The following is a 22,063-nucleotide window of genomic DNA, read 5'->3' as shown; positions in this document are numbered from 1 at the left end:
GGGATCAGCCACCAGCGAGGAAGGCGCGACCTCGTGGCGATATCCGGTATCCGATGTCCAGGCTCTCCGTGAGCCCGAGCTCCTTGAGCCGGCGCACGCGGCGTTTGAACACGTCCCTGGGCAGGCCCACCCGGTCGGCCAGGTCGGCCGCCCGCACCGCCTCGTTCTCGGCGATCAGCCGCAGCAGCGCGCCCGTCCACGGCACCTCCGCCACGCGGTCCAGCCGCCACAGCGCGGCGCCGATCCCGGCGCGGTCGTCGTCGCTCAGGTCGGCCGACGAGCGCAGCGCCACGCGCGGGTCCGGGCCCACGACACGCAGACCGATGCGGTAGAGCCGCCCGGTCCCGCGGCCCGCCACCTCGGCCGCGGAGGCGGCACCCGCCGCGCGGGCGTCCTCGTCGGTGACGGAACCGACCTCCTCGACCGAGGTCACCTCGACCACCCCGGCCGCGGTGCGCATGCGCGAACCGGGGCGCACGCGCGGCGCGTCCCACCGGCGGAAGGCCACCGTGACGCTGCCGTCGGCAAGTCCCTCGATCGCCCTCCGGTCGAAGAGCATGCCCCAGTGTCCCACGCAAGACCAGTGGCGCCCACCCCGCGCGCACGGCGGCGCGCGCCGACGGTCGTCGTCGTGGCGGGCCGGATCAACGCAACCCGGTGACACGCGCCAGCACCGACTCCAGCACGGCGTCCGGCTCCGGCACCGGCACCGGTGAGCGCCACGCGACGAACCCGTCCGGCCGCACCAGCAGCGCGCCGCCCGCGGACAGCCCGACCTGCGCCGGCCACCCGGGGTCGGCGACCAGGGCCGTCCCCACCGTCAACCCCAGCCGTGCTCCCGCCTTGTCCGCCGCGTCGGCCCAGTCCACCTCGGCCCAGTCCGCCTCCGCCGCGAACACCGTGAACCGCGACCGCACCAGGTCCAGTGTGGATACCGCGGCCGACACCCACCGGTGCGGCAACCGGGACCCCGCGGCGCCGTCCAGCGACAGCAGAACGTCCTCTGTGGACGGCATGTCGACGACCGCGTCGATCACCGCCGCGGAGTCGTACCGGTAGCCCATCGCGACCACCGGCGCGTGCCACGCACCCACCGCCGCGCGCTCGGCCACCGCCGAGGGGTCCCAGTGCAGCCGCGGGTTCCGCCACCGCAGCACCGCCTGCCGCGTCACGAGCTCGGCCACCGCGTGCCGCTCGTCGTGGTAGGTGTCCAGCAGCCGCTCGCCGGCCCGCCCGGCGAGCACCATCGCCAGCTTCCACGCCAGGTTGTGCGCGTCGGCCAGGCCGGTGTTGAGCCCGAACGCCCCCAGCGGCGTGATCGCCCGCGCCGCGTCCCCCACCAGGAACGCCCGCCCGGCACGGAACTCCTCGGCCATCCGCAGCGTCGCCCGCCACCACTTGGCGGCGATCACCGTCACCGGCACGTCGGCGCCGATCGCCGTGCGCACCAGCTCCTCCGGCGTCCCCGGCGCCCCGGTGTGCAGCACCCACCGACGCTCGCCGACGCTCATCAGCATCCCGCGGACGTCCGGGTGCCGGATCTCGGTCATCGCCGGCATCAGGCCGAAACGCGCGTCGAGGTCGGCTTCGAACAGGATGTTCAGCACCGGGTCCCCCACCTCGCCGGGCCCGGTCGTGCCGATGCCGAGCGCGGGCCGCACCGCGGTGTTCACCCCGTCCGCCCCGACCAGGTACCGGGTGCGCAGCACCCGCCCGTCCGACAACGCCACCGACACCCCGTCGGGGTCCTGCTCCACGCCGGTGACGGCGACCCCGAACTCCACCGTCGCGCCCCGCTCCCGCGCGGCCGGCAGGAGGACGGCGTCGAGCCGGTCCTGCGGGTAGTGCCCGCGCGGCATCTCCGGCGACACCTCCGGCACCACCAGCGGGGGGCGGCGGGGCGCGCGGTCACGGTCGATCTCCGCCACGGTGCGGGCGTTCGCCTTCCACATCGCCGTCGAGCGGACCGCGACGGCCTCCAGCGACTCGCCCAGCCCGGTCTCGCGGAAGAACTCCAGCGTGCGCGGGCTGATCCCGAGCGCCCGCGGATGCTCGGACAGACCCGCCCGGCGCTCGACCACGTGGGCGCGCACCCCGTGGTGCGCGAGGAACACGGCGGTGGCCAGGCCGACCGACCCGCCACCGGCGATCACCACGTCCGGCATGTGCGCTCTCCTCCCTGGGAACAGCGTTCCCACTACTGGGCACACTGTACCCGAGAAGTACGGTGTGCCCATGCCGCCCTCGAAGAACCCGCCCACCGCCGTCTGGATGCGCGACCGGACCACCCGCACCCGTCCGGTCGTCACCGAGGACAAGATCGTCCGGACGGCCATCGCGCTCGCCGACGCCGAAGGCCTCGACGCGCTGTCGATGCGCCGCATCGCGAGCGAGATGGGCTCGGGCACCACGTCCCTCTACCGGTACGTGGCGAGCAAGGACGAGCTGATCGAGCTGATGGTGGACGCGATCTTCGGCGCGGAGCCGCTGCCGGAGGCCACGGGCGGCTGGCGCGACGAGCTGGCCGCGGTGGCCCGCCACTACCGTGGCGTGCTGCTGCGGCACCCGTGGCTCGCCGTGCAGGCGGCCCGACGGCCCGCGCTCGGACCCAACGTGATCGCCCGCGCCGACCACGAGCTGGGCATCGTGTCCCGGGTGACGGACGATCCGACCCTGGCCTCGATGGTGGTGAACGCGATCAACACGCACGTGCTGGGCGCGGTGTCGGCCGAGCTGGCCGAGCTGGAGGTGCAGCGCCGCACCGGGATGACCGAGGACGAGTGGCGCGACTGGGTGGGCGCCTACGTGCGCCAGGTGGTCGAGTCCGGCCGGTACCCGCACTTCAACCGCCGGGTGCTGGAGGCCGGCGACCCCGACCCCGCGGCGCGCTTCGAATTCGGCCTGGACTGCCTGCTCACCGGGATCGAGGCGGCGTTGCGCGCCTCGTGACCCCCGGCTCAGCCCGCGGCCAGCGCCTCTTCGACGGTGTCGTGGAGGTGCAGGACCTTGTCCAGCGCGGTGAGCGCGAAGATGCGGCCCAGCGACCCGGGCGCGACGATGCGCAGCACGACGCCGAGCGTGCCGGCCGCGGTGAGCACCGCCAGGCCGGAGGAGCCGAGGAACACCACGCCGGTCAGGTCGATGACGACCAGCCGCGGGCGGCGGGCCGCGAGGCGGCGCAGCGCGGCCTCCAAGCGGGGCGCGGTGGCCAGGTCCAGTTCGCCGGCGACCGCGAGGACCGCGACCCGCCGGTCCGGCCAGCGGGCGTGGACGGTGAGTGCCGCGGATCGGGGCAGTCCGGTCGGTTCGTCGGGGACGTGCGAGGCATGAGTCATGCGCGCTCGCCTGCCCTTCGGGCGCACTGGGTGAGCGGCTGCTGTTCCGCACCGCTTCCAACCCAGCGTACCCGGCGGGGCGCACACCACCAGTCTCGAGGAGCTGTTCCGGCCGCCGGAGCGGCCTGGCACGGCCCTGCGCCCGCGGCCCGGGCCGCCGGCGGTCGCGCGCCGGGCCCGGAGGACGTCCGGGTGGCGACGGTGCGGTGACCGCCGCCCGGCGACCGCTGTGACACCCGGTCCTGAAACGTCCACTTCGGAGTGAATCCGTCCCCCGCGTCCATCGGCCGGCCGGTATCTTCGGCCGGGTCATGACCAAGCCCGATCAGCCGTTCCTCCTCGACACGCTGCGCGCCGAGATCCACGGGATCGGGGTCCTCGCCACTCCGGCCGACCCGGATCTCCCGGTCCCGGCCTGTCCGGGGTGGACGACCGGCACGCTCGTGGAGCACCTCGGCGGCGTCGCCCACCGGGTCACCGCGTGGGTGGACACCCAGACGCCGCCGCTGGAGTGGGAGCGGGAACCCTCCGCGGGGCAGGACGCGCTGGAGTGGTTCCGGGCGGCGGCCGACGGCCTGTTCCGCAGCCTCGCCAGCAGGCCGCCCAGCTTCCCGTGCCAGACCTGGTCCCCCGCCGACCGCACGTTCGGGTTCTGGCGGCGCCGGATGGCGCACGAGTTCACCGTGCACCGGGTGGACCTGGAGCAGGCGCTGGGCATGCCACCGGTGGTCGACCCGGTGCTGGCGGCCGACGGGGTGGACGAGGTCCTGACGTTGTGGCTGGCGGAACCGAACCGGCCCGCCCCGGGGCCCGCCGTCACAGTCACCGGCCGGGGCGAGGTGATCCAGGTGCGGTGCCCGGGTCGCGTGTGGACGGTGCGGATGCCCGACGGGGAGGGCGATCCGGACGTGCTCCGCGAAGCGGCCGGGGCCGCGGACGGGCGGGTCGCCGGCGACGCGCCGGACGTGTACCTGTGGCTGTGGGGCCGGGGCACGGCGCACCCGCTGGAGGTCACCGGTGAGGCCGCGGTGCTGCGCCGGGTGCTGGCCGCCTGCACCCGGTGACCTCCGGTTCCGCGCGGCGCGGGTGACCTTGCGCACGATCCCGGCGACCGAACGCGGTTCGGAAGTCCAGAATGGGAGGGTTACGCACCGCGGAAGAGGAGTGGCCGATGCAGGAGCCGTTGTTCGGCTCGGTGGACGAGGTCGTCGAGCGCCTGGCCGGGGCCGGTTACCTGGCGTCGACCGCCGTGGCCACCACCGTCTTCCTCGCCGATCGCCTGGGCAAGCCGCTGCTGGTCGAGGGCCCGGCGGGCGTCGGCAAGACCGAGCTGGCCCGTGCGCTGGCGCAGGCCACCGGCAGCGACCTGGTCCGGCTGCAGTGCTACGAGGGCATCGACGAGGCCCGCGCGCTCTACGAGTGGAACCACGCCAAGCAGCTGCTGCGCATCACCGCCGGCCGCGACGAGGGCTGGGACCAGGCCCGCGACGAGGTGTTCAGCGAGGAGTTCCTGCTCCCCCGGCCGCTGCTGAAGGCGATCCGCAACCCGGACCCGACCGTCCTGCTGATCGACGAGACCGACAAGGCCGACGTCGAGATGGAGGGCCTGCTGCTGGAGGTCCTGGGCGACTTCCAGGTGACGGTCCCCGAGCTGGGCACGATCACCGCGCAGCGCCGCCCGTTCGTGCTGCTCACCTCCAACGCCACGCGCGAGCTGTCGGAGGCGCTCAAGCGGCGCTGCCTGTTCCTGCACCTGGATTTCCCCTCGCCCGAGCTGGAACGGGACATCGTCGCCCTCAAGGTGCCCGGTCTGGACGCCACGCTGGCCGACTCGGTGGTGCGCGTGGTCGGCGCGCTGCGCACGATGGAGCTGCGCAAGGCCCCCTCGATCGCCGAGACGGTCGACTGGGCCCGCACGCTGCTCGCGCTCGGCGCCGACACGCTCGACGAGCAGGTGGTCGAGACCAGCCTCGGCGTGATCCTCAAGTACCAGAGCGACCACCGGAAGGCCGCGGCGGAGCTGCGGCTCGACACGCTCCTGTCATGACCGCGTCCGCGCTGCCCGGGCGGCTGGTGGAGTTCGTCGGCTCCCTGCGCGAGCACGGCATCCCGGTCGGCCCCGGCGAGACGGTCGACGCGGCCGCCGCGGTGGACGTGCTCGGGCTCGCCGACCGCGAGCAACTGCGGGCGGCGCTGGCCGCGACCGTCCTGCGCCGTTCGGGTCAGCGGGCGACCTTCGACGCGCTGTTCGACCTGTACTTCCCGGTCGCCGTCGGCGCCGCCGAGTCGGCGGACAAGCCGCTGGACGCCGCCGAGCTGCGGGAGGCCCTGGTGGCCGCGCTCGCCGAGGGCGACGAGGCGCGGCTGCGGTCGCTGGCCGCGGCCGCGGTCGAGGAGTTCGGCCGCTACGGCAACTTCGGCCAGGGCGGTTCCGGTGGCGGTGGGGCGGGCGGGATGCGCGGCTGGTCGGCCTACCAGGCGCTGGACCGGGTCCGGCCGGAGGCGCTGCTGAACCGGGTGCTCGCCGCGATCCGCACCGACACCGGCGCCTTCGGCGACGCGGTCGCGCGCACCGAGGCGCGGTCCCGCATCACGCGCTACCGCGAGGCGGTGCAGGCCGAGGCGCGGCGGCGCACGGCCGAGCTGCGCGGGCGCGAACGCATCGCCCACTACGCGGTGCCGCCGCAGACCGACCTGGTCAGCTTCACCAACGCCACCCGCGCCCAGCTCGCCGAGCTGCGCCGCACGATCCAGCCGCTGTCCCGCAAGCTCGCCACACGCCTGGCGACCCGCCGCCGTCGTGCCCGGCGCGGGCAGATCGACCTGCGCCGCACGCTGCGGCGGTCGCTGGCCACCGGCGGGGTGCCGATGCGCCCGGCGATGCGGGACCGCCGCCCGGGCCGCCCGGAACTGGTGCTGCTGTGCGACATGTCCGGGTCGGTCGCCGGTTTCGCCCAGTTCACGCTGCTGCTGGTGCAGGCGCTGTCGGACCAGTTCAGCAAGATCCGCACGTTCGCGTTCGTCGAGCTGACCGACGAGATCACCGGCCTGGTCCCCGCGGGCGCGGCCGACCCGGAGGGGCTCGCGCGGCGCATCCTGACCCGGGCGAAGCTCACCCGCTGGGGCATGAGCAGCGACTACGGCGGGTCGCTGGCGAGTTTCGTGGACGGGTGGCCCGACGCGATCGGCCCCCGCACCTCGGTCCTGATCCTGGGTGACGGCCGCACCAACGGCGGCGATCCGAACCTGGACGCGGTGCGCCGGATCGCCGACCGGGCCAAGCACGTGTACTGGCTCAACCCGGAGGCCCGCTCCTCCTGGGGCACCGGTGATTCCGCCGCCCTCGAGTACGGCCGAGTGGTGCCGATGCACGAGTGCCGCAACCTCCGCCAGCTGACGCACCTGGTCACCGAGCTGCTGCCCGGGTAACGAAGTAGTTTCGCGGGCAGTGATTTTCCTGCTGCTGCGTGTAAGCGGTGAATCACCGGGCATCCCGCGGTCATGGCGGGGAACAGGACTGGCGGACTGGGCAGGCGGGCGTTCCTCACCGCGCTCCTGGCGGGCGCGGCGACGACGGCGTGCGGCGGTGGCGGTTTCTTTTCCGTGCCCACGTTTTCCGGACATCCGGCGCAGCCCCGGCTGGACGCGCCGGCGGCCGGGCTGCGCAAGATCCCGGCCCAGGTGACGGCGCACAGCGTGGTCTCCGACCACCTGCTGGTCGGCTACTGCGGCGCGCCCGGCAGCCCGGCGCTGGGCCGCATGACCGGGGATCTGCGGGAGGCGTCCGCGCAGCTGCGTGAGCTGATCGGCACCTACCCGAAGGACCGGCCGGTCGTCCCGGTCGTCGAACTGATCGCGACCACGGTGAACCCGGCGCCGGGTCCGGACGGCATGTACCGCAGCCGCGCGAACGACAGCACGATCCAGCGCTACCTGGACCAGGCGCGGGCGCTGGGCGGGCAGTTGCTGCTCAACATCCAGCCGGGCCGCGCGGACTTCCTGCCCGAGGTCCAGGCCTACGAACGGTGGCTGACCGAACCGGACGTCGGCGTCGCGCTCGATCCGGAGTGGGCCGTGGAACCGGGTGTGGAGCCGGGCGAGGCGTTCGGCCGCACCACCGGCCAGGAGCTGGACGGCGTGGCCGCCTACCTCGCGTCGCTCGTCGCGCGCCGGGGACTGCCGGAGAAGATCATGGTCTACCACCAGGTCGCCGTGTCGGTGGTCGAGGACATCCAGGGCCTGAGGCGGCACAACGGGGTCGCCGTGATCAACGTCGTGGACGGCATCGGCAGCCCCGAGGCGAAGAAGGCCACCTGGGACATGGTGATGAAGCGCCGTCCCTCGTTCGTCAACGCCGGGTTCAAGCTCTTCTACCAGGAAGACACGCGCAACGGTCAGCACCTGATGTCGCCCGAACAGGTGCTCGCGTTGACGCCGCGGCCGTCGTACGTGGTCTACGAATAGGGCCCCCGAGCGCGGGGCAGTTGGGAGTCCGCGCTCGGGGGCCACTCGCCTGCCGCAACGCTCCGAGGGGGAGTTCGAGCGCCGGGCAAGACGGCATTGCCGGAGGTGTCACGCCCACCCTCCGCGCGGGCCTTACCAGTGAATCGAGGCGAAAGCGGGGCGCGTTACTGGCAGGTCATCAACAGTTCTCAGGAAATCCAGGAAATGTCGTCCGGGACGCCGGCGGCGACGGTCTGCCCGCTGTCGTGTGAGCTGGATCGCATGAGCAGAACACTAGTGATTGTTGAACGATCCGTCAACCCGTTTGCCTCATCGTTCAACAATCCTCTATTCTGTGGCGCACCACACCACCTCGGAAAGGTGCCCAGCGATGACCGCGTCCACCCTGAGCCACCGTGACGCCGAGTTCCTGAAAGCGGTTGCCGACGGCCGCGTGGAACTCACCGCGAGCAGCGAGCCGCACGTCTACGTCGACGGCCTGTCCTGCTGCGATCAGTTCAGCGCCCGCCTGCTGATCCACGCCGGGCTGGTCCGGCGCGTCCCCGGCACCGGCGCGCGGATCCCCGCCCGGCTCACCGACGCCGGACGGGACGCCCTGCGCTGACGCGCCCTCCCACCGTCCGTTGTGGACGGCCGCCGTCGAGGACGGCGACAAACGCCGGCACGCCGCTGCTCGACGTGACCACGCCGACCGGCAGCAGGCAGCCTTGGCGGGGGCCGGGTGAGCGCGCCCCCAGCGCCGCGGCGAAGTCCTGGCCGCAGGCGAGCACGTCGAGCGTGCGAGCCGGACCTCGTCGGCGGTCGCGACCGTCGCCGGCTCCACTGTGGACGCGTCAGGCCCAGGCCTGCCAGCCGAGCGCCCCGGCGAGCCCCAGTCCGGCCAGGGCGATCGCGATCCGCAGCGGCGCCGGCGGCAGGCGCCGGACCACGGCGGGCCCGGCGAACGAACCGGCCACCAGACCCACGCACAGGGCGGCCGCCGCCGGCCACAGCACCGGGCCGGTGAAGGCGAACACCAGCGCGGCGACCATGTTCGCGGCGCCGGTGACGACGTTCTTCGCCGCGTTCGTCCGCGCCAGCGGCTGCGCCCACGCCGCCGACAGCAGCGCCAGCATGACCACCCCGGCGGCGGCCCCGAAGTAGCCGCCGTAAATGGCGACGAGGAACGCACCGACCCCGGTGCCCGCGGTCACCCCGCCGTCACCGCGGGCGGCGCGCTCGGCCAGCCGGGGCGAGAACAGCAGCAGCACCGAGGCACCGGCGATGAGGAACGGGACGATGGAGGCGAACGTGCCCTCGGGGGTCAGCAGCAGCAGCGCGCTGCCCGCCGCACCGCCGACGGCGGTGATCGCGCACAGGCGCAGCAACCGGTTCCGCTGCCCGCGCAGCTCCGGGCGCGACCCCGCGGCGGCGCCGACCGTGTTGCCCATCAGTGCCACGGTGTTCGTCACGTTCGCGCTGACCGGGGGCACGCCGACCGCCAGCAGCGCCGGGTAGGACACCAGCGACGCGAGCCCGGCGATCGAGCCGGTCAGGCCCGCGCCGACACCGGCCACCACGAGGAACGCCAGCTGCCACGGACCGAGGGTCAGGAGGGGATCAGCGGGCACGTTGTCCCAGGTTACCGCAGCCGTGCGGGTTTCCCGGCCCGGCGAGACGAACCCCACTCCTCCATTGTGGAGTCAGCGGGCCGCCCGGCCCTCCTCGAAGAAGCGGCGGATCTCCGCGGTGCCACCGAGTTCGCGCAGCGCGCGGGCCGCGCCGAACGGCGCCGTCCAGAACGGACCCGTCCGCGGCCGGTGCGGTCCGACGTAGGCGTAGGGCTCCGGCAGGTGGGCGTCGCCGGGCGACACGCCGTAGTTCACCTCGTCGACGGTGATCGCGACGTCGAAGTGCTCCGGCCACAGCACCGGCGTCTCGCCGGGCGCGAACGCGCGCAGCGCCTCGTCGCCCTCGGCGAACGCGCGCAGGATCAGCCGCGCCGGCTCGGGATCGAGGACGACCTCCTCCGCCGGGGAGACCCCGGACCCGCCGGAGTACAACCCGGCGGGTGCGCCCGCCTCGACCCCGGCTTCGGCCGCGAGATCGGTGTAGCGCCGCCCGGCGACCGGGATCCGCAGGGCGCCGGCCACCAGCAGGTCACCGTCGAGCCGCAGGTCCGGCGCGGCGGTCGTGCCGAACCCGCCGGGCGTGACGCGCAACCGGATGCCGTGCCCGGCGCGGAACTGCGGCCCCGCCAACAGCAGCTCGGCGACGCCGTGCAGCGAGCGTCGCGTGGTCTCCATCAGGGTTTGCGGGCGGTCACCAGCCAGGTGGCCCCGCCCAGCAGCACCCCCTCGGGCGTTTCGTGCGGCACCAGCGCCTCGATCAGCGCGGCGACGGCCCGCTCGACCGTCTCGGCCGGGTACCGGGCGAAGATCGTCTTGAACATCGCGCCGTGGCGCAGGAATTCCGCCGCGTCGGCCGCGTCCGCGCCGAGCCGGACCGGCTCGCGGACCGGGTCCACGCCGATCCCGGTCAGGCCCGCGCCGGACAGCAGCTCGCGCAGGTAGTCCGGCCGGGCGAAGGAGAACGGGCCGGGGCCGGCCGGGGCGGCGCCGGTGACGTCGACGTGCGGGGCGATGGCGTCCAGGGCGACCGCGCGGTGCTCGTTCTCGCGCAGGTCCTGCCAGCACAGGAACGCCAGCCGGCCGCCGGGACGCAACGCGCGCGTGACGTTGGTGAACGCGGCGAGGGGGTCGTCGAAGAACATCACGCCGAAGCGGCTCAGCGCGACGTCGAAGGAGTCCGCGCCGAAGTCGTGGACCTGGACGTCGGTCTGCTCGAAGCGCACGCCGTCGCGCCCGGCGGCCCGTTCGCGGGCCACGGCGAGCATCGGGCCGGACAGGTCCGCGCCGAGCACCGTCGCGCCCCGCTCGGCGGCGAGCAGCGTGGTGGTGCCGAAGCCGCAGCCGATGTCGAGCACCCGCTCCCGCGGCCGGATGCCGGCCGCCTCGATGAGGTGCGGGGTCAGGCGGGCGAGCATCGCGTCGTAGTGGCCGGGGTGGTCGGCCCAGTACCGCCCGGTGGCACCGTTCCAGTCGCGGGCCTCGTCCTCGTTCGCCATGCACCCCTCCTCGCTCCCCTGTCACGTTAGCCCGTCCGCGAGCGGTGCTGACGCCGGCCGGGCGCACGTGTTACCGCTTGCCGCCTTGATTCGGTAACCTGCCGTTCATGGCCTCGTCGCGTCCCGCCGCCCCCGCCGAGCTGCTCCCGCTGCAGCTGTTCGGCAACTCGGCGCGGTTGCTGTACGACGAGGACAACCTGAGTTCGCCGGACGAGGCCACCGGCTGGCTCGCATCGCACGGGTTCGGGGAGCCGGCGCTGGACTCCCCGTCGCTGGAGCGGTTGGTGCGGTTCCGCGAAACGCTGCGGGACCACCTCGGCGGGCAGGACGTGACGGCGGCGCTGAATTCGTTCGCCGCCGCGGCGGTGGCCGGGCCCCGGTGGTCGGCCGGTGGGCCGGCGCTGGCGGCGGCGGGCACCGGCGGGGACGAGCTGATCGCGCGGCTGCTGGACATCCTGTTCCGGGCCGAGGTGACGGGCCGGGCGCGGCGGCTCAAGCCGTGCCGGGCGCCGGAGTGCCGGTGGCTGTTCTGGGACCGCTCCCCCGCCGGGAACGGCGTGTGGTGCACGATGGACATCTGCGGCGCGCGGCACAAGATGCGCACCTACCGCTCGCGTCGCTAGCCAGGGCCCGGTGGGTCACCCCAGCCCCAGCCGCTCCCCCAGCTTCCCGATGTAGGCGGTCACCTCGCCGGCGCCCCGGTCGGGCAGGCCGAACAGCACCTCGGTCACCCCGAGCGAACTCCAGTGCGCCAGCACGGCCGGGTCGGGTTTGCCGGCCAGCGCGATCACCTGCGGCTCGCCCTCGCGGCCCGCGTCGTGCCAGATCTTGCGCAGCAGCCGCACCTTGTCGTCCAGCTCGTGGTCCCGCGGGGTGGTCAGCCAGCCGTCCGCGGAGCGCGCGATCCAGGTGAACGTCCGTTCCGTGCCGCCCGCCCCGATCACCACCGGCACCGGCCCCACGGGCTTCGGGTACGCCCAGGACGGTCCGAACCGGACGTGCGCTCCCTCGTACGACGCCTCCTCGGCGGTCCACAGCGCGCGCATCGCCTCCAGGTACTCACGCACCACCGTCCGCCGCTGACCGGCCGGGACCCCGTGGTCGGTCAGCTCGTCGACGTTCCACCCGAACCCGGCGCCCAGCACGACCCGCCCGCCCGACAGGAAGTCGAGCGAGGCGATGGTCTTCGCCAGGGTGATCGGGTCGTGCTCGGCGGGCAGGGCGACCGCGGTCGACAGCATGATGCGGCTGGTGACCGAGGCGGCGGTCGCCAGCGCCACCCACGGATCGAGCGTGCGCAGGTAGCGGTCGTCGGGCAGGTCGGCCGTGCCGGTGCCGGGGTGGACGGCCTCGCGCCGCACCGGGATGTGCGTGTGCTCCGGCACCGCGAACGAGTCGAAACCCGCATCCTCCGCCGCCCGCGCCGCCGCGGCGGGGGTGATCCCGCGGTCACTGGTGAACAGCACGACCCCGTGGCGCACAGCCGCCTCCCGTCTCCGGCGATGAGAACACGTTCTAGTAAAGCACGGCAGATCGCGGCCGCTTAGACTCACCGGGCGAGGAAGGGGTTGGGATGGGCATCGTGACACCGGGGTTCCGGGGGCGCGCACGGTCGGACGACGAGCGGCTGCCGCCCGGGCAGTACCTGGTGGAGGACTTCCCGGTCCTCTCCGCCGGGCCGACGCCGCGGGTGCGCACCGAGAACTGGCGCTTCACCGTCACCACGGAGGCCGGCCGGAAGCACGAATGGTCGTGGGACGACCTCGTGGCGCTGCCGTCCGAGACCCCCACCGTGGACATCCACTGCGTGACGCGGTGGTCGAAGTTGTCCACCACCTGGCGGGGCGTCTCGCTCGACACGCTGCTGGAGGACGTGGACACGGCGGCCGACCACGTGATGGTCGAATCGCACGGCGGGTACACGACGAACCTCCCGCTGGAGGACCTGCTCGACGGCCAGGCGTGGATCGCGTACGAGTTCGAGGGCGAGGACCTGCCGGCCGAGCACGGCGGTCCGGCCCGGCTGCTGGTGCCGCACCTGTACTTCTGGAAGTCCGCCAAGTGGGTCGAGGGCCTGCGGCTGATGCTGGACGACGACCTCGGGTTCTGGGAAGCGGCCGGCTACCACTCGTACGGCGACCCGTGGCGCGAGCAGCGCTACCAGGGGGACTGACGTGGTCCAGGGAAAGCTGGCGTGGCGGGTGGGCCGTCTCGCCGCGGTCCGCGACGAGACGCCCAGCGCGCGCACGCTCGCGCTCGACGTGCCCGGCTGGCCCGGGCACCTGGCCGGGCAGCACGTCGACCTCCGCCTCACCGCCGCGGACGGGTACCGCACGACGCGCACGTACTCGCTGGCCGCGCCCGCCGAGGGTGAGCGCGTCGAGGTGACCGTGCAGCGGGTGCCGGACGGCGAGGTGTCCCCGTACCTGACCGAGGTGTTCACCGTCGGTGATCCGATCGAGCTGCGCGGCCCGGTGGGCGGGTGGTTCGTGTGGCGGCCGACGGCACCCGATCCGGTGATGCTGGTCGCGGGCGGTGCGGGGATCGTGCCGCTGATGGCCATGATCCGCGCCCGGCGCCGCGCGGGCAGCCGGGCGCCGTTCAAACTGCTGTACTCGGTGCGCACCCCGGAGGACGTGTACTACGCCGACGAGCTGCGCCGCCCGGAACCCGGGCTGGACGTCACGATCCGCTACACGCGCAAGGGCCCGGACGGCCGGCCGGGCGAACCACACCGGATCGGCGTCGCGGACGTGAACACGGCGGGATGGCCCGCGGAGTTCTCGCCGCAGTGTTTCGTCTGCGGGCCGACCGGGTTCGTGGAGACGGTGGCCGACATCCTCGTCGCGCTGGGGCACGACGCGCGGCGTGTCAAGACCGAACGTTTCGGGCCCAGCGGGAGCTGACCATGAGCGAGCTCTTCGAAGACGGCAACGCGCTGGCCGGCCCGGCCGGCGAGATCTTCGCGGTGGACATCACCGCCGCCGAGACGCGGTGCGTGGGCTGTGGCCGCGTCGACGCGGTGGCGGCGCTGCGCGTGTACCGGCACGCCCCGGGCCTGGTGGCCCGCTGCGCCGGCTGTGACGCGGTGGTGCTGAAACTGGTGCGCGGACCGCGAGCGGCGTGGCTGGACCTGACCGGAACGTCCAGCCTGCGCCTCCCGCTGCCCGAAGCCTGAGCCACCCCCGCCGCGACGCGGTCCGAGCCGGTGCCCGGGCCGTGGCGAGCGGTCGCCCGGTAGGCCGCCGCGCGCCGGGAGTGGCGGCCCAATCCCGGCGCACGGGGCTCGCGCCCGCCGTCAGGACATCAGCGGCCTGCCCAACGGCGGGAAGGGTTTGCGCGCGCCCATCGCGGTGAGGCCGACGTTCACGAACGCGGAGAACCCGAGGAAGGCGAACGCCAGCGTCACGTACCCGGCGATCTTGAGCACGGTGGCGTTGCCGGTGGCGGCCGACGCGGCGGCCAGCGCCAGCGTGGCCACCACGAGCCCGACGATGGCCGGGTACACGGCCGGCAGCCGCAGGCACGGCACCAGCAGGAACAGGAACAGGCACGCCCAGGAGACGAAGAACAGCTCCTGCACCGGCGCCACCGCGGCCGGGTCGACGCCGAACCAGTTGTGCGTCAGCCCGAGCAGCAGGCCCCCGAAGCTGAGCCAGAACCCGCCGAACGTGCCGGTGATCCCGGCGACCATCGTCTGCCCGAGCAGCGCCGCCCAGATCGTCGACATCACCAGGCCCAGCCCGGTGGCCAGCAGGACGACGGGGATCACCGCGCCGAGCGAGGCCACCGGGAACATCAGCCCGGTCAGCGTGACGCCCAGCGCGAGCGATCCGACGGCGAAGATCGGCAGCGCCAGGATCAGCGGATCACCACCGGCGCCGACCACCACTCCGGCCGGGTGTCCCGGCGACTCCACGATGGCCCGCAGGTCGTGGGCCGCCGGCACGGTTTCCGGATGGACGTTGGTGCTCTGCGTTGTCTCAGTCATGGCGTTCCACCTCGGAGATCGGTGAGATCAGCCCACGGACGGGCCCATCCCGAGCGACTGTGGCGTAGAGGAATCGGGCGAGGGCTGGTGCAGCCCCTCGTCCAGCGGACCGAACTCGGTCATCAGCGCCGGGCTGCCACCCCAGGGGGTCTGTTCCTCGGCGATCAGCGAGTTCGTCGTGAGCAGCAGCCCGGCGACCGACGCGCCGTTCTGCAGCGCGGACCGGCACACCCGCAGGGGATCGATGATCCCCATCTCGACCATGTTGCCGTACCGGTCGAGCAGCGCGTCGAAACCTTCGTCGTCGCCGAGTTCGCGGGTGCGCGCGACGACCTCTTCGGCCGGGTAGCCGGCGTTGGCCGCGATCAGCCGCGCCGGTTCGGCCAGCGCCCGCCGCACGATCTCCGCCCCCGTGGCGTAGTCCCCGGCCAGGCCGGTGTCGGCGAGGACCTTCTCGGCGTGCAGCAGCGCCGCCCCGCCGCCGGCGACAATGCCCTCCGCCATGGCCGCCCGCGTCGCGGACAACGCGTCCTCGACCCGGTGCTGGAGTTCCTTGAGCTCGGCCGGGGTGGCCGCGCCGACGTGGATCATCGCGACCTTGCCGGTGAGGGCGCCGATCCGTTCGGTCAGCACGTCCTCGTCGATCCCGTACCGGGCGCGCTCCAGCTCCGCGCGCAGCTGGGTGACGCGGAACTCGACGTCGTCGGCGGACCCCGCGCCTCCGACGATCGTCGTCGTGTTCTCGGTGACGCGCACCTGCCGGGCGCGCCCGAGGTGCTCCAGGGTCATCGTCTCGAGCGTGAACCCGGACTGGCGGGACAGCACCGCGCCCCCGACGACCGCGGCGAGGTCCTCCAGCTTGTGCAGCCGCCGGTCGCCGAAGCCCGGGGCCCGGATCGCGCACGCCTGGAACGCGCCGTTGACGTGGTTGTGCACGAGCATGCTCAGGGCCGTGCCCTCGACGTTCTCGGCGATCACCACGAGTGGCCGCGGCGCGCGCATCACCTTGTCCAGCAACGGCATCAGCTGCTGCACCTTGGTGATCTTCTCGCTGCACATCAGGATGTAGGGGTCGTCGAGCACGGCCTCCAGGCGCCCCGGATCGGTCACCAGGTACGGGGAGAGGTAGCCGTTGTCGAACTCGAACCCCTCGACGAAGTCCACGCTCATCCCGATCCGCGGCGACTCCTCGACGGTGACCACACCGGTGTCGCCGACGGTGTGCAGCGCCTTGGCGATCACCGCGCCGACCGCGTCGTCGTCGTTGGCGGAGATGGCGGCGACCCGGGCGTAGTCGTGCTCGGTCACCACCGGGTGCGCCACCTTCTCCAGCCGTTCGACCAGACGGCCGACGGCGTGGTCGATGCCGCGCTTGACCAGCACCGGATTGCCGCCGCGCGCGATCGCCGCCATGCCCTCCCGCACGATGGCCTGGGCGAGCACCGTCGCCGTGGTGGTCCCGTCGCCCACCACGTCGTTGGTCTTGATCGCGGCCTCCTTGACCAGCTGCGCGCCCATGTTCTCGAACTGGTTCTTCAGGTGGATCTCGCGGGCGATGGTGACGCCGTCGTTGGTGACCACCGGTGAGCCGGTGATCTTCTCGATGATCACGTTGCGCCCCTTGGGGCCCAGCGTGGACTTCACCGCCTCCGCCAGCTTGTCCACACCGGACAGCAGCAGGCCGCGGGCGTCCGTGCCGAATCGCAGTTCCTTGGCCATCGTGGGTCCACTCCTCCGCTGCGAGTGAGTTAGGGGGTGAGGATCGCCCGGCCCCGCACGCGGCCGGCGTCGAGATCGGCCAGCGCGTCGAGTGCCGCGTCGAGCGGGTACTTCCTGGTGTGCAGGGTGACCTTCCCGGCCTGCGCGAGCACCATCAGCTCGGCCAGGTCGTTGTAGGTGCCGACCAGGTTGCCGATGACGTTGCGCTCGGTCGAGATGATGTCGATGGTCGGGATGTCGATGTTGCCGCCGTAACCGATGACGAAGTGCGAGCCGCCCCGGCGGGTCATCGCGAAGGCGTCCTGCTGGGCGCCCTGCTCGGCGACGAAGTCGAGCACGACCTCGGCGCCGTTGCCGCCGGTGAGGTCCAGCACCGCCTCGACCTGCTTGCCGTCGGCGAGCACGGTCTGGTCGGCGCCGAGCTCGGCCGCGAGCTCGAGCGCCTCGGCGTTGCGGTCGACGACCACCACGGTGGCCGCGGTCAGGGCGCGCAGCGACTGGATGCCGATGTGGCCCAGCCCACCCGCTCCGTTGACCACGCAGACCGTGCCCGGGTACAGCTGCGGCACGGCCTTGCGCACGGCGTGGTAGGCGGTGATGCCGGCGTCGGCCAGTGCCGCCACGTCCGCCGGCTGGGTGTCCGGGCTGAGCTTGATGCACGCCCGTGCCGAGGTCAGCAGGTACTCGGCCATCCCGCCGTCGGAGTCGATGCCGGGGAAGGTCGAGTTCTCGCAGTGCATGTCGTTGCCGGCGCGGCAGGCCCGGCACAGCCCGCACGTGGGCGTCGGGTGCAGGATGACCGTGTCACCGACCGCCACGTTGGTGACAGCGGGTCCGACCTCGTGCACCCAGCCGGCGTTCTCGTGCCCGATCGTGTAGGGCAGGGTGACACCCGACTTCTCGGCCCACTGCTCCTCGATGATGTGCAGATCGGTGCGGCACACGCCCGCGCCGCCGATCTTGACCACCACGTCGAACGGTTCCTTCGCCCGCGGTTCGGGGACCTCCTCGACCACCGGCTGCTGGTGGTAGGCGTGCAGCCGCACCGCTTTCATCGTGCGCCCTCCTGTTCTCCGATGTGCGGGTAGCGCACGCGCAGCATGTCGCGGCACACCCCGGAGTTGGCCTCCTGACTGGCCCGCGTCAGCCGTGCGAAACCCAGGTGCCGGGCCAGTTCCCCCGCCGGTACCGGCTGCCCGGTCTCCGGGTCGACGAGCAGCGGATCGCCGTCACCGCACGGCAGTCCCAGCTCGCGGCGCCGGTCCCGCAGCCGCTCGCGGTCCGCCGTCGCGGGCACCTCGCCGAGCGTCAGGTCCGCCAGCCGCGCCCGGTCCACCCCGGACGCGAGCAGCGCCCGGACGACGCGGTCGGTGCCCGCCAGCACCGCCTTGCGCACGAACGTCGCCCGCAGCTCCTCCAGCTCGCCGGTCGCCTCGCCCTCGAACGACGCGGCGAACCCCGCCCGTGCGGCCACTCCCCGGTTGATCGCCTCGGCCGCGAAGTGATCCACCAGGCGCACCTCGGTCGTGGCGACACCGGGCACCGCCGACACGGCGTCGTAGGCGTCGGCGACCATGAGGAACGCGAAGTTCGGCGCGCAGAAGTACGTCGGCAGCCGCAGGTCGACCGAGGCGCGGCCGTCCTCGACCGCGCACCGCGCGACGAACCCGAGGCTGGTGAGCGGCTCGTCCAGCTCGGGGTCGCGCACCGTGCCCAGCGCCTGCCACACCGCGGCGTGACAGGCGCGGACCTCCTCCAGGGCGGTCACGGGTTCGGCACGCCGACCGGCTCGACCACCTTCGGTGCCTCGAGCTTGAGCTCCTCGGGTACCTCGATGTCGTAGAGCCGGGCCGCGTTCAGGCCGAGGATCTTCTTCTTCTGCGCGACCGTCAGCGGCGGGAAGTCGGACAGGTCGTCGTCGGCGGGCATGGTCCAGTCGACGAACCCCTCGACCTGCCACTTCGGTTCCCAGATGGCGTAGTCGGCGCCGAAGATCAGCTTGTCCTCGCCGAGCCAGAACATCAGCTCGCCCATCACCTTCGCGAAGAACTTCGGCCGGGCGTGCATGAGCCCGCCGACGACGACCGCGAGGCCGGCGTAGACGTTGCGCTCCTGCGTGGCCATGAAGCAGAAGTCCTCGATCCGCGGCAGCCCGACGTGCTCGACGATGAAGTTGAGCCCCTGGAAGTTCGTCGCCACGTAGTCCACATCGGACACGTCGAACGCGTCCTTGTCCAGCGGCCAGATCGTCGGGCCCTTGTGGACGTGGACGTTCCTGACCCCGAGTTCCTCGCACTTCTCCAGGTAGCGCGAGGCCTCCGGGTCCTTGAGCGACCAGCCGCGCGAGTCGCCCAGCCATTCGGCCGTGTACAGCTTGACGCCCTTGCAGTGGTAGCGCTTGACCCGTTCCTCGAACGCCTTCATGCCGGCGTCGCCCTCGCGCGGGTCGAAGTAGGTGTTCACCAGGAACTTGCCGGGGTGCTTCTCGGCCAGCGCACCGTCGGCCTCCGTGGTGTTGAACCCGTTTCGGTACCACTGCCGCAGGTTCGTCGGCTGGAAGATCGCCACGTCGACGTGCCCGGCCTCGAACAGGTCGTGCATCATCAGTTCCTCGGAGTACTTCTGGAACCGGTCGATGGGCCAGTGCGTGTCCTGCGGGCCGAGGCCCTGGTAGGCGTGGAAGCACTCGATCCAGCCCTTGGCGTATTCCTCCTGCCCCTCGACCCAGTTCTCCGGGCTCGCGTCCCAGAAGTGCGTGTGGCCGTCGACGACGAAGTACTTCTCGCCATCCTTCTCGTACATGGTTTGTCCTGCCCTTGCTTCGTGTGGTGGCGGGTCAGCGGATGGGCTTGAGGTCGAAGTCGAGGTACTCGGCCGCGTCCTCCGGGTTGGCGAACATGATCGTGCGGTCGTCGAGGTGCACCATGCGCCCGTAGTGGGTGGACATGCTCTCCTCGAACTCCGCCGAGTTGAACCAGCCCTCCTCCTCGCCGGCCGCCTCGTCGATCTCGCTGTAGACCACGTCCATCCGGCCGGTGGCGTCGACGCGGATCATCGACGGCAGGTGGGTGATCTCCACGTTGTCCTTGGTGCCCATGACCTCGGCGACGATCACGCCCACCTGGTTGTTCATCAGGGTGAAGCCGCACTTGTTGGAGGCGGTGTTGTCGGACTTGTAGGGGCTTTCCGCGCTCTTGAACGTGGTCACTGGGCCAGCTCCTTCGGGGTCTGCAGACGCAGGTCGGACAGGATGCCGCCGAAGCGGCTCTTCACGCGGTCGAGCCCGTCCTCGAACCGGGAGGGCTTGGCGTCGGGCTGCGACCACAACGGCTGCAGCGTCCGGGCCGCCTTGAGGCAGCGCGGCACCCACGTGCCCAGCCACTCCTGCAGGATCTTCGTGTTGTGCTCGGCGAACTCCTTGTCGTTGACCAGCAGGTCGAACATCACCCGCGTGTAGCGCAGGTCCCGTTCGGCGAAGTCGAACTCCTCGGCGCCGATGAGCGTCGGCGTGACGAAGTCGCCGTTGGCCGGCGCCGCCTGCTGCACGAGGTTGCTGCGGAACAGCTCACCGACCAGCGGCTCGAACACCACGTTGGCGGCGAAGACCGCCTCGCACCAGTCGTCGATCGCGGTCAGCTGCTCGGCGGTCTCCCGCACGCCCTGCCAGGCCGGGTCGTCGTTCCAGGTGGACAGGTGGGCGGTGCCGTCGAAGCCCTCGATCTCCTCCGACAGCGTCAGGTTGTACAGCGCCAGGTCCTGCGCCGCGCGGATGCGGTGCATGCTGTTCACCGAGATCGCGTTGTTGTGCATGTTCGTCGGCGCGCGCCGGTTGGCGTTGGCGAACAGGTACAGGCCCAGCCCGTGGTCGACGTGCATCCACGCGCCGACGTGCTGCGCGACGAAGGTGACCCAGTTGTGGTTCCACTGCTCGAACGCCTTGGACTGGCGGGCCGCCTCGACGTTCTGGTTGAGCTGCCGGACCACGTTGGCGTTGTAGCGGTAGAGGGTCAGCTCCCATTCCTCGTTGGGGTCGCGGAACTCGTGCCAGCCGTGGGCAGGCCAGTCGTAGCCGCGGCCGCCCGAGCCGGGACCCCGCTGCGGTTCCGGCCGGTCCGAGCCCCACGCCTTGAGCCGCGTCCACTCCAGGGGGTAGCCGCCGCGCCCGTCGGCGAAGGCGTAGAGCCAGCCCTGCGCCAGGTAGTGCCGTGGGTCGGGCTGCACCTCGACGGTGACGTCCTCGTAGTGGCTCTGCTTGCGCTTGGCCGGGTTGAAGTAGTTGAACTGCCGCGCCCCCGAGTCCGGGAACACCTTGGCGCCCGCTTCGGCGTCGGTGAAGACGGGCTTGGGAACGCTGCGTTCCTGCGTCGTGGTCATCGGCTTCTTCCTTTACTCGTCCGCGTCGCCGGTGGTGGTGAACTTGTCGTAGAAGATCCGCTTGTCCGCGACGCCCAGCGCGGGCAGCAGTTCCAGCGCCGCCTCGACCATCGGCGGCGGGCCGCACACGTAGGCGTCGGCCCCGGTGAGATCGGTTTCACGGCGGCGCAGGACGTCGGTGACCATCCCGGTCTCGCCGTCCCAGTCGTCGTCCCCCGGCTCGGACAGGGCGGGCACGTAGGTGAAGTCCGGCAGGGTCTGCTCCAGCTCGTGGAGCTCCTTGTCGAAACACAGGTCCCGGCGGCGGCGGGCGCCGTAGTAGAAGGTCGTCTTCCGGTCGATCCCCCGGTCGGCCATGGACCGCAGCAGCGCCAGGATCGGCGCCATGCCGGCGCCGCCGCCGACGAAGACCAGCGGCGCGCCGGGCGCGTCCCGCAGGGTGAAGACCCCGAACGGGCCGGTCACCTCGAGACGGTCACCGGGCGCGACCCCGGTGTCCAGGAAGTTCGAGAACAGGCCGCCGGGGTAGATCTTCACGACGAACTCGAGCAGGCCGCCTTCGGTGTCGGGGATCCCCGCCATGGAGAACGAGCGCGTCTCGTCCGTGCCGGGGATCGCGAAGTCCAGGTACTGGCCGGGGAAGTACTTCAGGGCGGCCGGTTCGACGAGCTTCAGCACGAGGTGGCGCATGTCGTGCGTGACGTTCTCGTTGGACACGACCTCGGCGACCGCCGTCCGGATCGGCAGTCCGGAGTGGATCATCTCCTCGTCGTAGTTGAGCAGCTCGATGGTCAGGTCCTCGTACGCGTGCGCCCGGCACAGCAGCGTGAACCCCTCGTCCTTCTCGAACTCGGGCAGCGCGAACGTGGAGTACTTGTCGAGTTCCACGTCGTCGCCCTCGAGGATGAACGACTTGCACGAGGCGCACTGCCCCTCCTTGCAGCCGTGCATGAGCATGACGCCCTGCTCGGCCGCGGCCCGCAGGATCGTCTGCTCCTCGTCGACCTCGATCTCGATCCCCACCGGCTCGAAGCGCACCGAGTGCTTGTCGCCCATCGACACCCCTTCGTGTCG

Annotated in this window: 25 protein-coding genes; 10 read left to right on the top strand and 15 right to left on the bottom strand. The window is 72.5% G+C overall.

Annotated features, from left to right (window positions below; genetic code table 11):
* Positions 1-4: 4 nt before the first annotated feature.
* Both FB470_RS23115 and FB470_RS23110 read right to left on the bottom strand, forming a co-directional pair.
* Positions 5-559, bottom strand: coding sequence for a winged helix-turn-helix domain-containing protein (locus FB470_RS23115; protein ID WP_306994737.1), 555 nt, complete (start codon positions 557-559; stop codon positions 5-7).
* An 85-nt stretch (positions 560-644) separates the two neighbouring features.
* Positions 645-2,165, bottom strand: a complete 1,521-nt coding sequence (locus FB470_RS23110) for an FAD-dependent monooxygenase (RefSeq protein ID WP_306994735.1) — start codon at positions 2,163-2,165, stop codon at positions 645-647.
* A 70-nt stretch (positions 2,166-2,235) separates the two neighbouring features.
* On the opposite strand from FB470_RS23110, the gene FB470_RS23105 reads away from it, so the two are divergent.
* Positions 2,236-2,949, top strand: a complete 714-nt coding sequence (locus FB470_RS23105; RefSeq protein WP_306994734.1) for a TetR/AcrR family transcriptional regulator — start codon at positions 2,236-2,238, stop codon at positions 2,947-2,949.
* Positions 2,950-2,957: 8 nt separating this feature from the next.
* On the opposite strand, the gene FB470_RS23100 is transcribed toward FB470_RS23105, so the two are convergent.
* Positions 2,958-3,335: an STAS domain-containing protein gene (locus tag FB470_RS23100; RefSeq protein WP_306994732.1), complete on the bottom strand. Its 378-nt coding sequence runs from the start codon at positions 3,333-3,335 to the stop codon at positions 2,958-2,960.
* Positions 3,336-3,646: 311 nt separating this feature from the next.
* Between FB470_RS23100 and FB470_RS23095 the strand changes: the two genes are divergently transcribed.
* The 5 genes from FB470_RS23095 to FB470_RS23075 all read left to right on the top strand — a co-directional run bounded on the left by FB470_RS23095 (position 3,647) and on the right by FB470_RS23075 (position 8,403).
* The gene (locus tag FB470_RS23095; protein ID WP_306994730.1) at positions 3,647-4,399 is read left to right on the top strand and encodes a maleylpyruvate isomerase family mycothiol-dependent enzyme; all 753 of its coding nucleotides are present in this window, start codon (positions 3,647-3,649) and stop codon (positions 4,397-4,399) included.
* A gap of 107 nt (positions 4,400-4,506) precedes the next feature.
* A complete protein-coding gene (locus FB470_RS23090; RefSeq protein ID WP_306994728.1) occupies positions 4,507-5,382 on the top strand; it encodes an AAA family ATPase in 876 nt (291 codons plus the stop codon).
* Entirely contained in the window at positions 5,379-6,764 is a 1,386-nt protein-coding gene (locus FB470_RS23085) for a vWA domain-containing protein (protein ID WP_306994727.1), read from the top strand. The genes FB470_RS23090 and FB470_RS23085 overlap by 4 nt, the downstream gene beginning before the upstream one ends.
* Before the next feature lie 72 nt (positions 6,765-6,836).
* Positions 6,837-7,799, top strand: a complete 963-nt coding sequence (locus FB470_RS23080) for a hypothetical protein (RefSeq protein WP_306994725.1) — start codon at positions 6,837-6,839, stop codon at positions 7,797-7,799.
* Between the two features lie 370 nt (positions 7,800-8,169).
* Positions 8,170-8,403, top strand: coding sequence for a hypothetical protein (locus FB470_RS23075; protein ID WP_306994722.1), 234 nt, complete (start codon positions 8,170-8,172; stop codon positions 8,401-8,403).
* A gap of 229 nt (positions 8,404-8,632) precedes the next feature.
* Here the strand turns inward: FB470_RS23075 and FB470_RS23070 are convergent, their stop codons facing one another.
* The 3 genes from FB470_RS23070 to FB470_RS23060 form a co-directional block, all read right to left on the bottom strand.
* Complete coding sequence (locus FB470_RS23070; RefSeq protein ID WP_306994720.1) at positions 8,633-9,409, bottom strand: sulfite exporter TauE/SafE family protein; 777 nt, start codon at positions 9,407-9,409, stop codon at positions 8,633-8,635.
* 72 nt (positions 9,410-9,481) lie between these two features.
* Complete coding sequence (locus FB470_RS23065; protein ID WP_306994718.1) at positions 9,482-10,084, bottom strand: hypothetical protein; 603 nt, start codon at positions 10,082-10,084, stop codon at positions 9,482-9,484.
* A complete protein-coding gene (locus FB470_RS23060; RefSeq protein WP_306994716.1) occupies positions 10,084-10,905 on the bottom strand; it encodes a class I SAM-dependent methyltransferase in 822 nt (273 codons plus the stop codon). Before FB470_RS23060 ends, FB470_RS23065 begins: the two co-directional genes overlap by 1 nt.
* A 107-nt stretch (positions 10,906-11,012) precedes the next feature.
* On the opposite strand from FB470_RS23060, the gene FB470_RS23055 reads away from it, so the two are divergent.
* Positions 11,013-11,528 carry a CGNR zinc finger domain-containing protein gene (locus FB470_RS23055; RefSeq protein WP_306994714.1) on the top strand — a complete coding sequence of 172 codons (516 nt, stop codon included), beginning with the start codon at positions 11,013-11,015 and terminating at the stop codon, positions 11,526-11,528.
* Positions 11,529-11,543: 15 nt separating this feature from the next.
* On the opposite strand, the gene FB470_RS23050 is transcribed toward FB470_RS23055, so the two are convergent.
* A complete protein-coding gene (locus FB470_RS23050) occupies positions 11,544-12,386 on the bottom strand; it encodes a TIGR03619 family F420-dependent LLM class oxidoreductase (RefSeq protein ID WP_306994712.1) in 843 nt (280 codons plus the stop codon).
* Between the two features lie 92 nt (positions 12,387-12,478).
* Here FB470_RS23050 and FB470_RS23045 point away from each other — a divergent pair, with 92 nt between their 5' ends.
* The 3 genes from FB470_RS23045 to FB470_RS23035 are packed head-to-tail and all read left to right on the top strand — an operon-like array spanning position 12,479 to position 14,083.
* Positions 12,479-13,078 carry a sulfite oxidase-like oxidoreductase gene (locus FB470_RS23045; protein ID WP_306994709.1) on the top strand — a complete coding sequence of 200 codons (600 nt, stop codon included), beginning with the start codon at positions 12,479-12,481 and terminating at the stop codon, positions 13,076-13,078.
* Between the two features lies 1 nt (position 13,079).
* Positions 13,080-13,811: a ferredoxin reductase gene (locus FB470_RS23040; RefSeq protein WP_306994707.1), complete on the top strand. Its 732-nt coding sequence runs from the start codon at positions 13,080-13,082 to the stop codon at positions 13,809-13,811.
* A 2-nt stretch (positions 13,812-13,813) separates the two neighbouring features.
* Positions 13,814-14,083 (top strand): DUF6510 family protein, encoded by a 270-nt coding sequence (locus FB470_RS23035; protein WP_306994705.1) that lies wholly within the window; start codon positions 13,814-13,816, stop codon positions 14,081-14,083.
* Positions 14,084-14,203: 120 nt separating this feature from the next.
* On the opposite strand, the gene FB470_RS23030 is transcribed toward FB470_RS23035, so the two are convergent.
* The 8 genes from FB470_RS23030 to FB470_RS22995 are packed head-to-tail and all read right to left on the bottom strand — an operon-like array spanning position 14,204 to position 22,045.
* The gene (locus tag FB470_RS23030; protein ID WP_306994703.1) at positions 14,204-14,896 is read right to left on the bottom strand and encodes a GPR1/FUN34/YaaH family transporter; all 693 of its coding nucleotides are present in this window, start codon (positions 14,894-14,896) and stop codon (positions 14,204-14,206) included.
* A gap of 27 nt (positions 14,897-14,923) precedes the next feature.
* Entirely contained in the window at positions 14,924-16,615 is a 1,692-nt protein-coding gene (groL, locus tag FB470_RS23025; RefSeq protein ID WP_306994701.1) for a chaperonin GroEL, read from the bottom strand.
* 29 nt (positions 16,616-16,644) lie between these two features.
* Positions 16,645-17,670, bottom strand: coding sequence for an NAD(P)-dependent alcohol dehydrogenase (locus tag FB470_RS23020; RefSeq protein ID WP_306994699.1), 1,026 nt, complete (start codon positions 17,668-17,670; stop codon positions 16,645-16,647).
* A complete protein-coding gene (locus FB470_RS23015; protein ID WP_306994697.1) occupies positions 17,667-18,383 on the bottom strand; it encodes an iron-sulfur cluster assembly protein in 717 nt (238 codons plus the stop codon). Before FB470_RS23015 ends, FB470_RS23020 begins: the two co-directional genes overlap by 4 nt.
* Positions 18,380-19,417: an amidohydrolase family protein gene (locus tag FB470_RS23010; protein WP_306994696.1), complete on the bottom strand. Its 1,038-nt coding sequence runs from the start codon at positions 19,415-19,417 to the stop codon at positions 18,380-18,382. The genes FB470_RS23015 and FB470_RS23010 overlap by 4 nt, the downstream gene beginning before the upstream one ends.
* A gap of 34 nt (positions 19,418-19,451) precedes the next feature.
* Complete coding sequence (gene mimD / locus FB470_RS23005; RefSeq protein ID WP_306994694.1) at positions 19,452-19,823, bottom strand: propane 2-monooxygenase effector subunit MimD; 372 nt, start codon at positions 19,821-19,823, stop codon at positions 19,452-19,454.
* Entirely contained in the window at positions 19,820-20,989 is a 1,170-nt protein-coding gene (locus tag FB470_RS23000; RefSeq protein WP_306994692.1) for a ferritin family protein, read from the bottom strand. The genes mimD and FB470_RS23000 overlap by 4 nt, the downstream gene beginning before the upstream one ends.
* A gap of 12 nt (positions 20,990-21,001) precedes the next feature.
* Entirely contained in the window at positions 21,002-22,045 is a 1,044-nt protein-coding gene (locus tag FB470_RS22995; RefSeq protein ID WP_306994690.1) for an NADH:ubiquinone reductase (Na(+)-transporting) subunit F, read from the bottom strand.
* Positions 22,046-22,063: the final 18 nt, after the last annotated feature.

Origin of the sequence: Amycolatopsis thermophila, from assembly GCF_030814215.1 — a bacterium.
Taxonomy (GTDB): Bacteria; Actinomycetota; Actinomycetes; order Mycobacteriales; family Pseudonocardiaceae; genus Amycolatopsis_E; species Amycolatopsis_E thermophila.
Note: the sequence above shows the minus strand (reverse complement) of the source record. Positions and strands in the feature narration are given on the sequence as shown.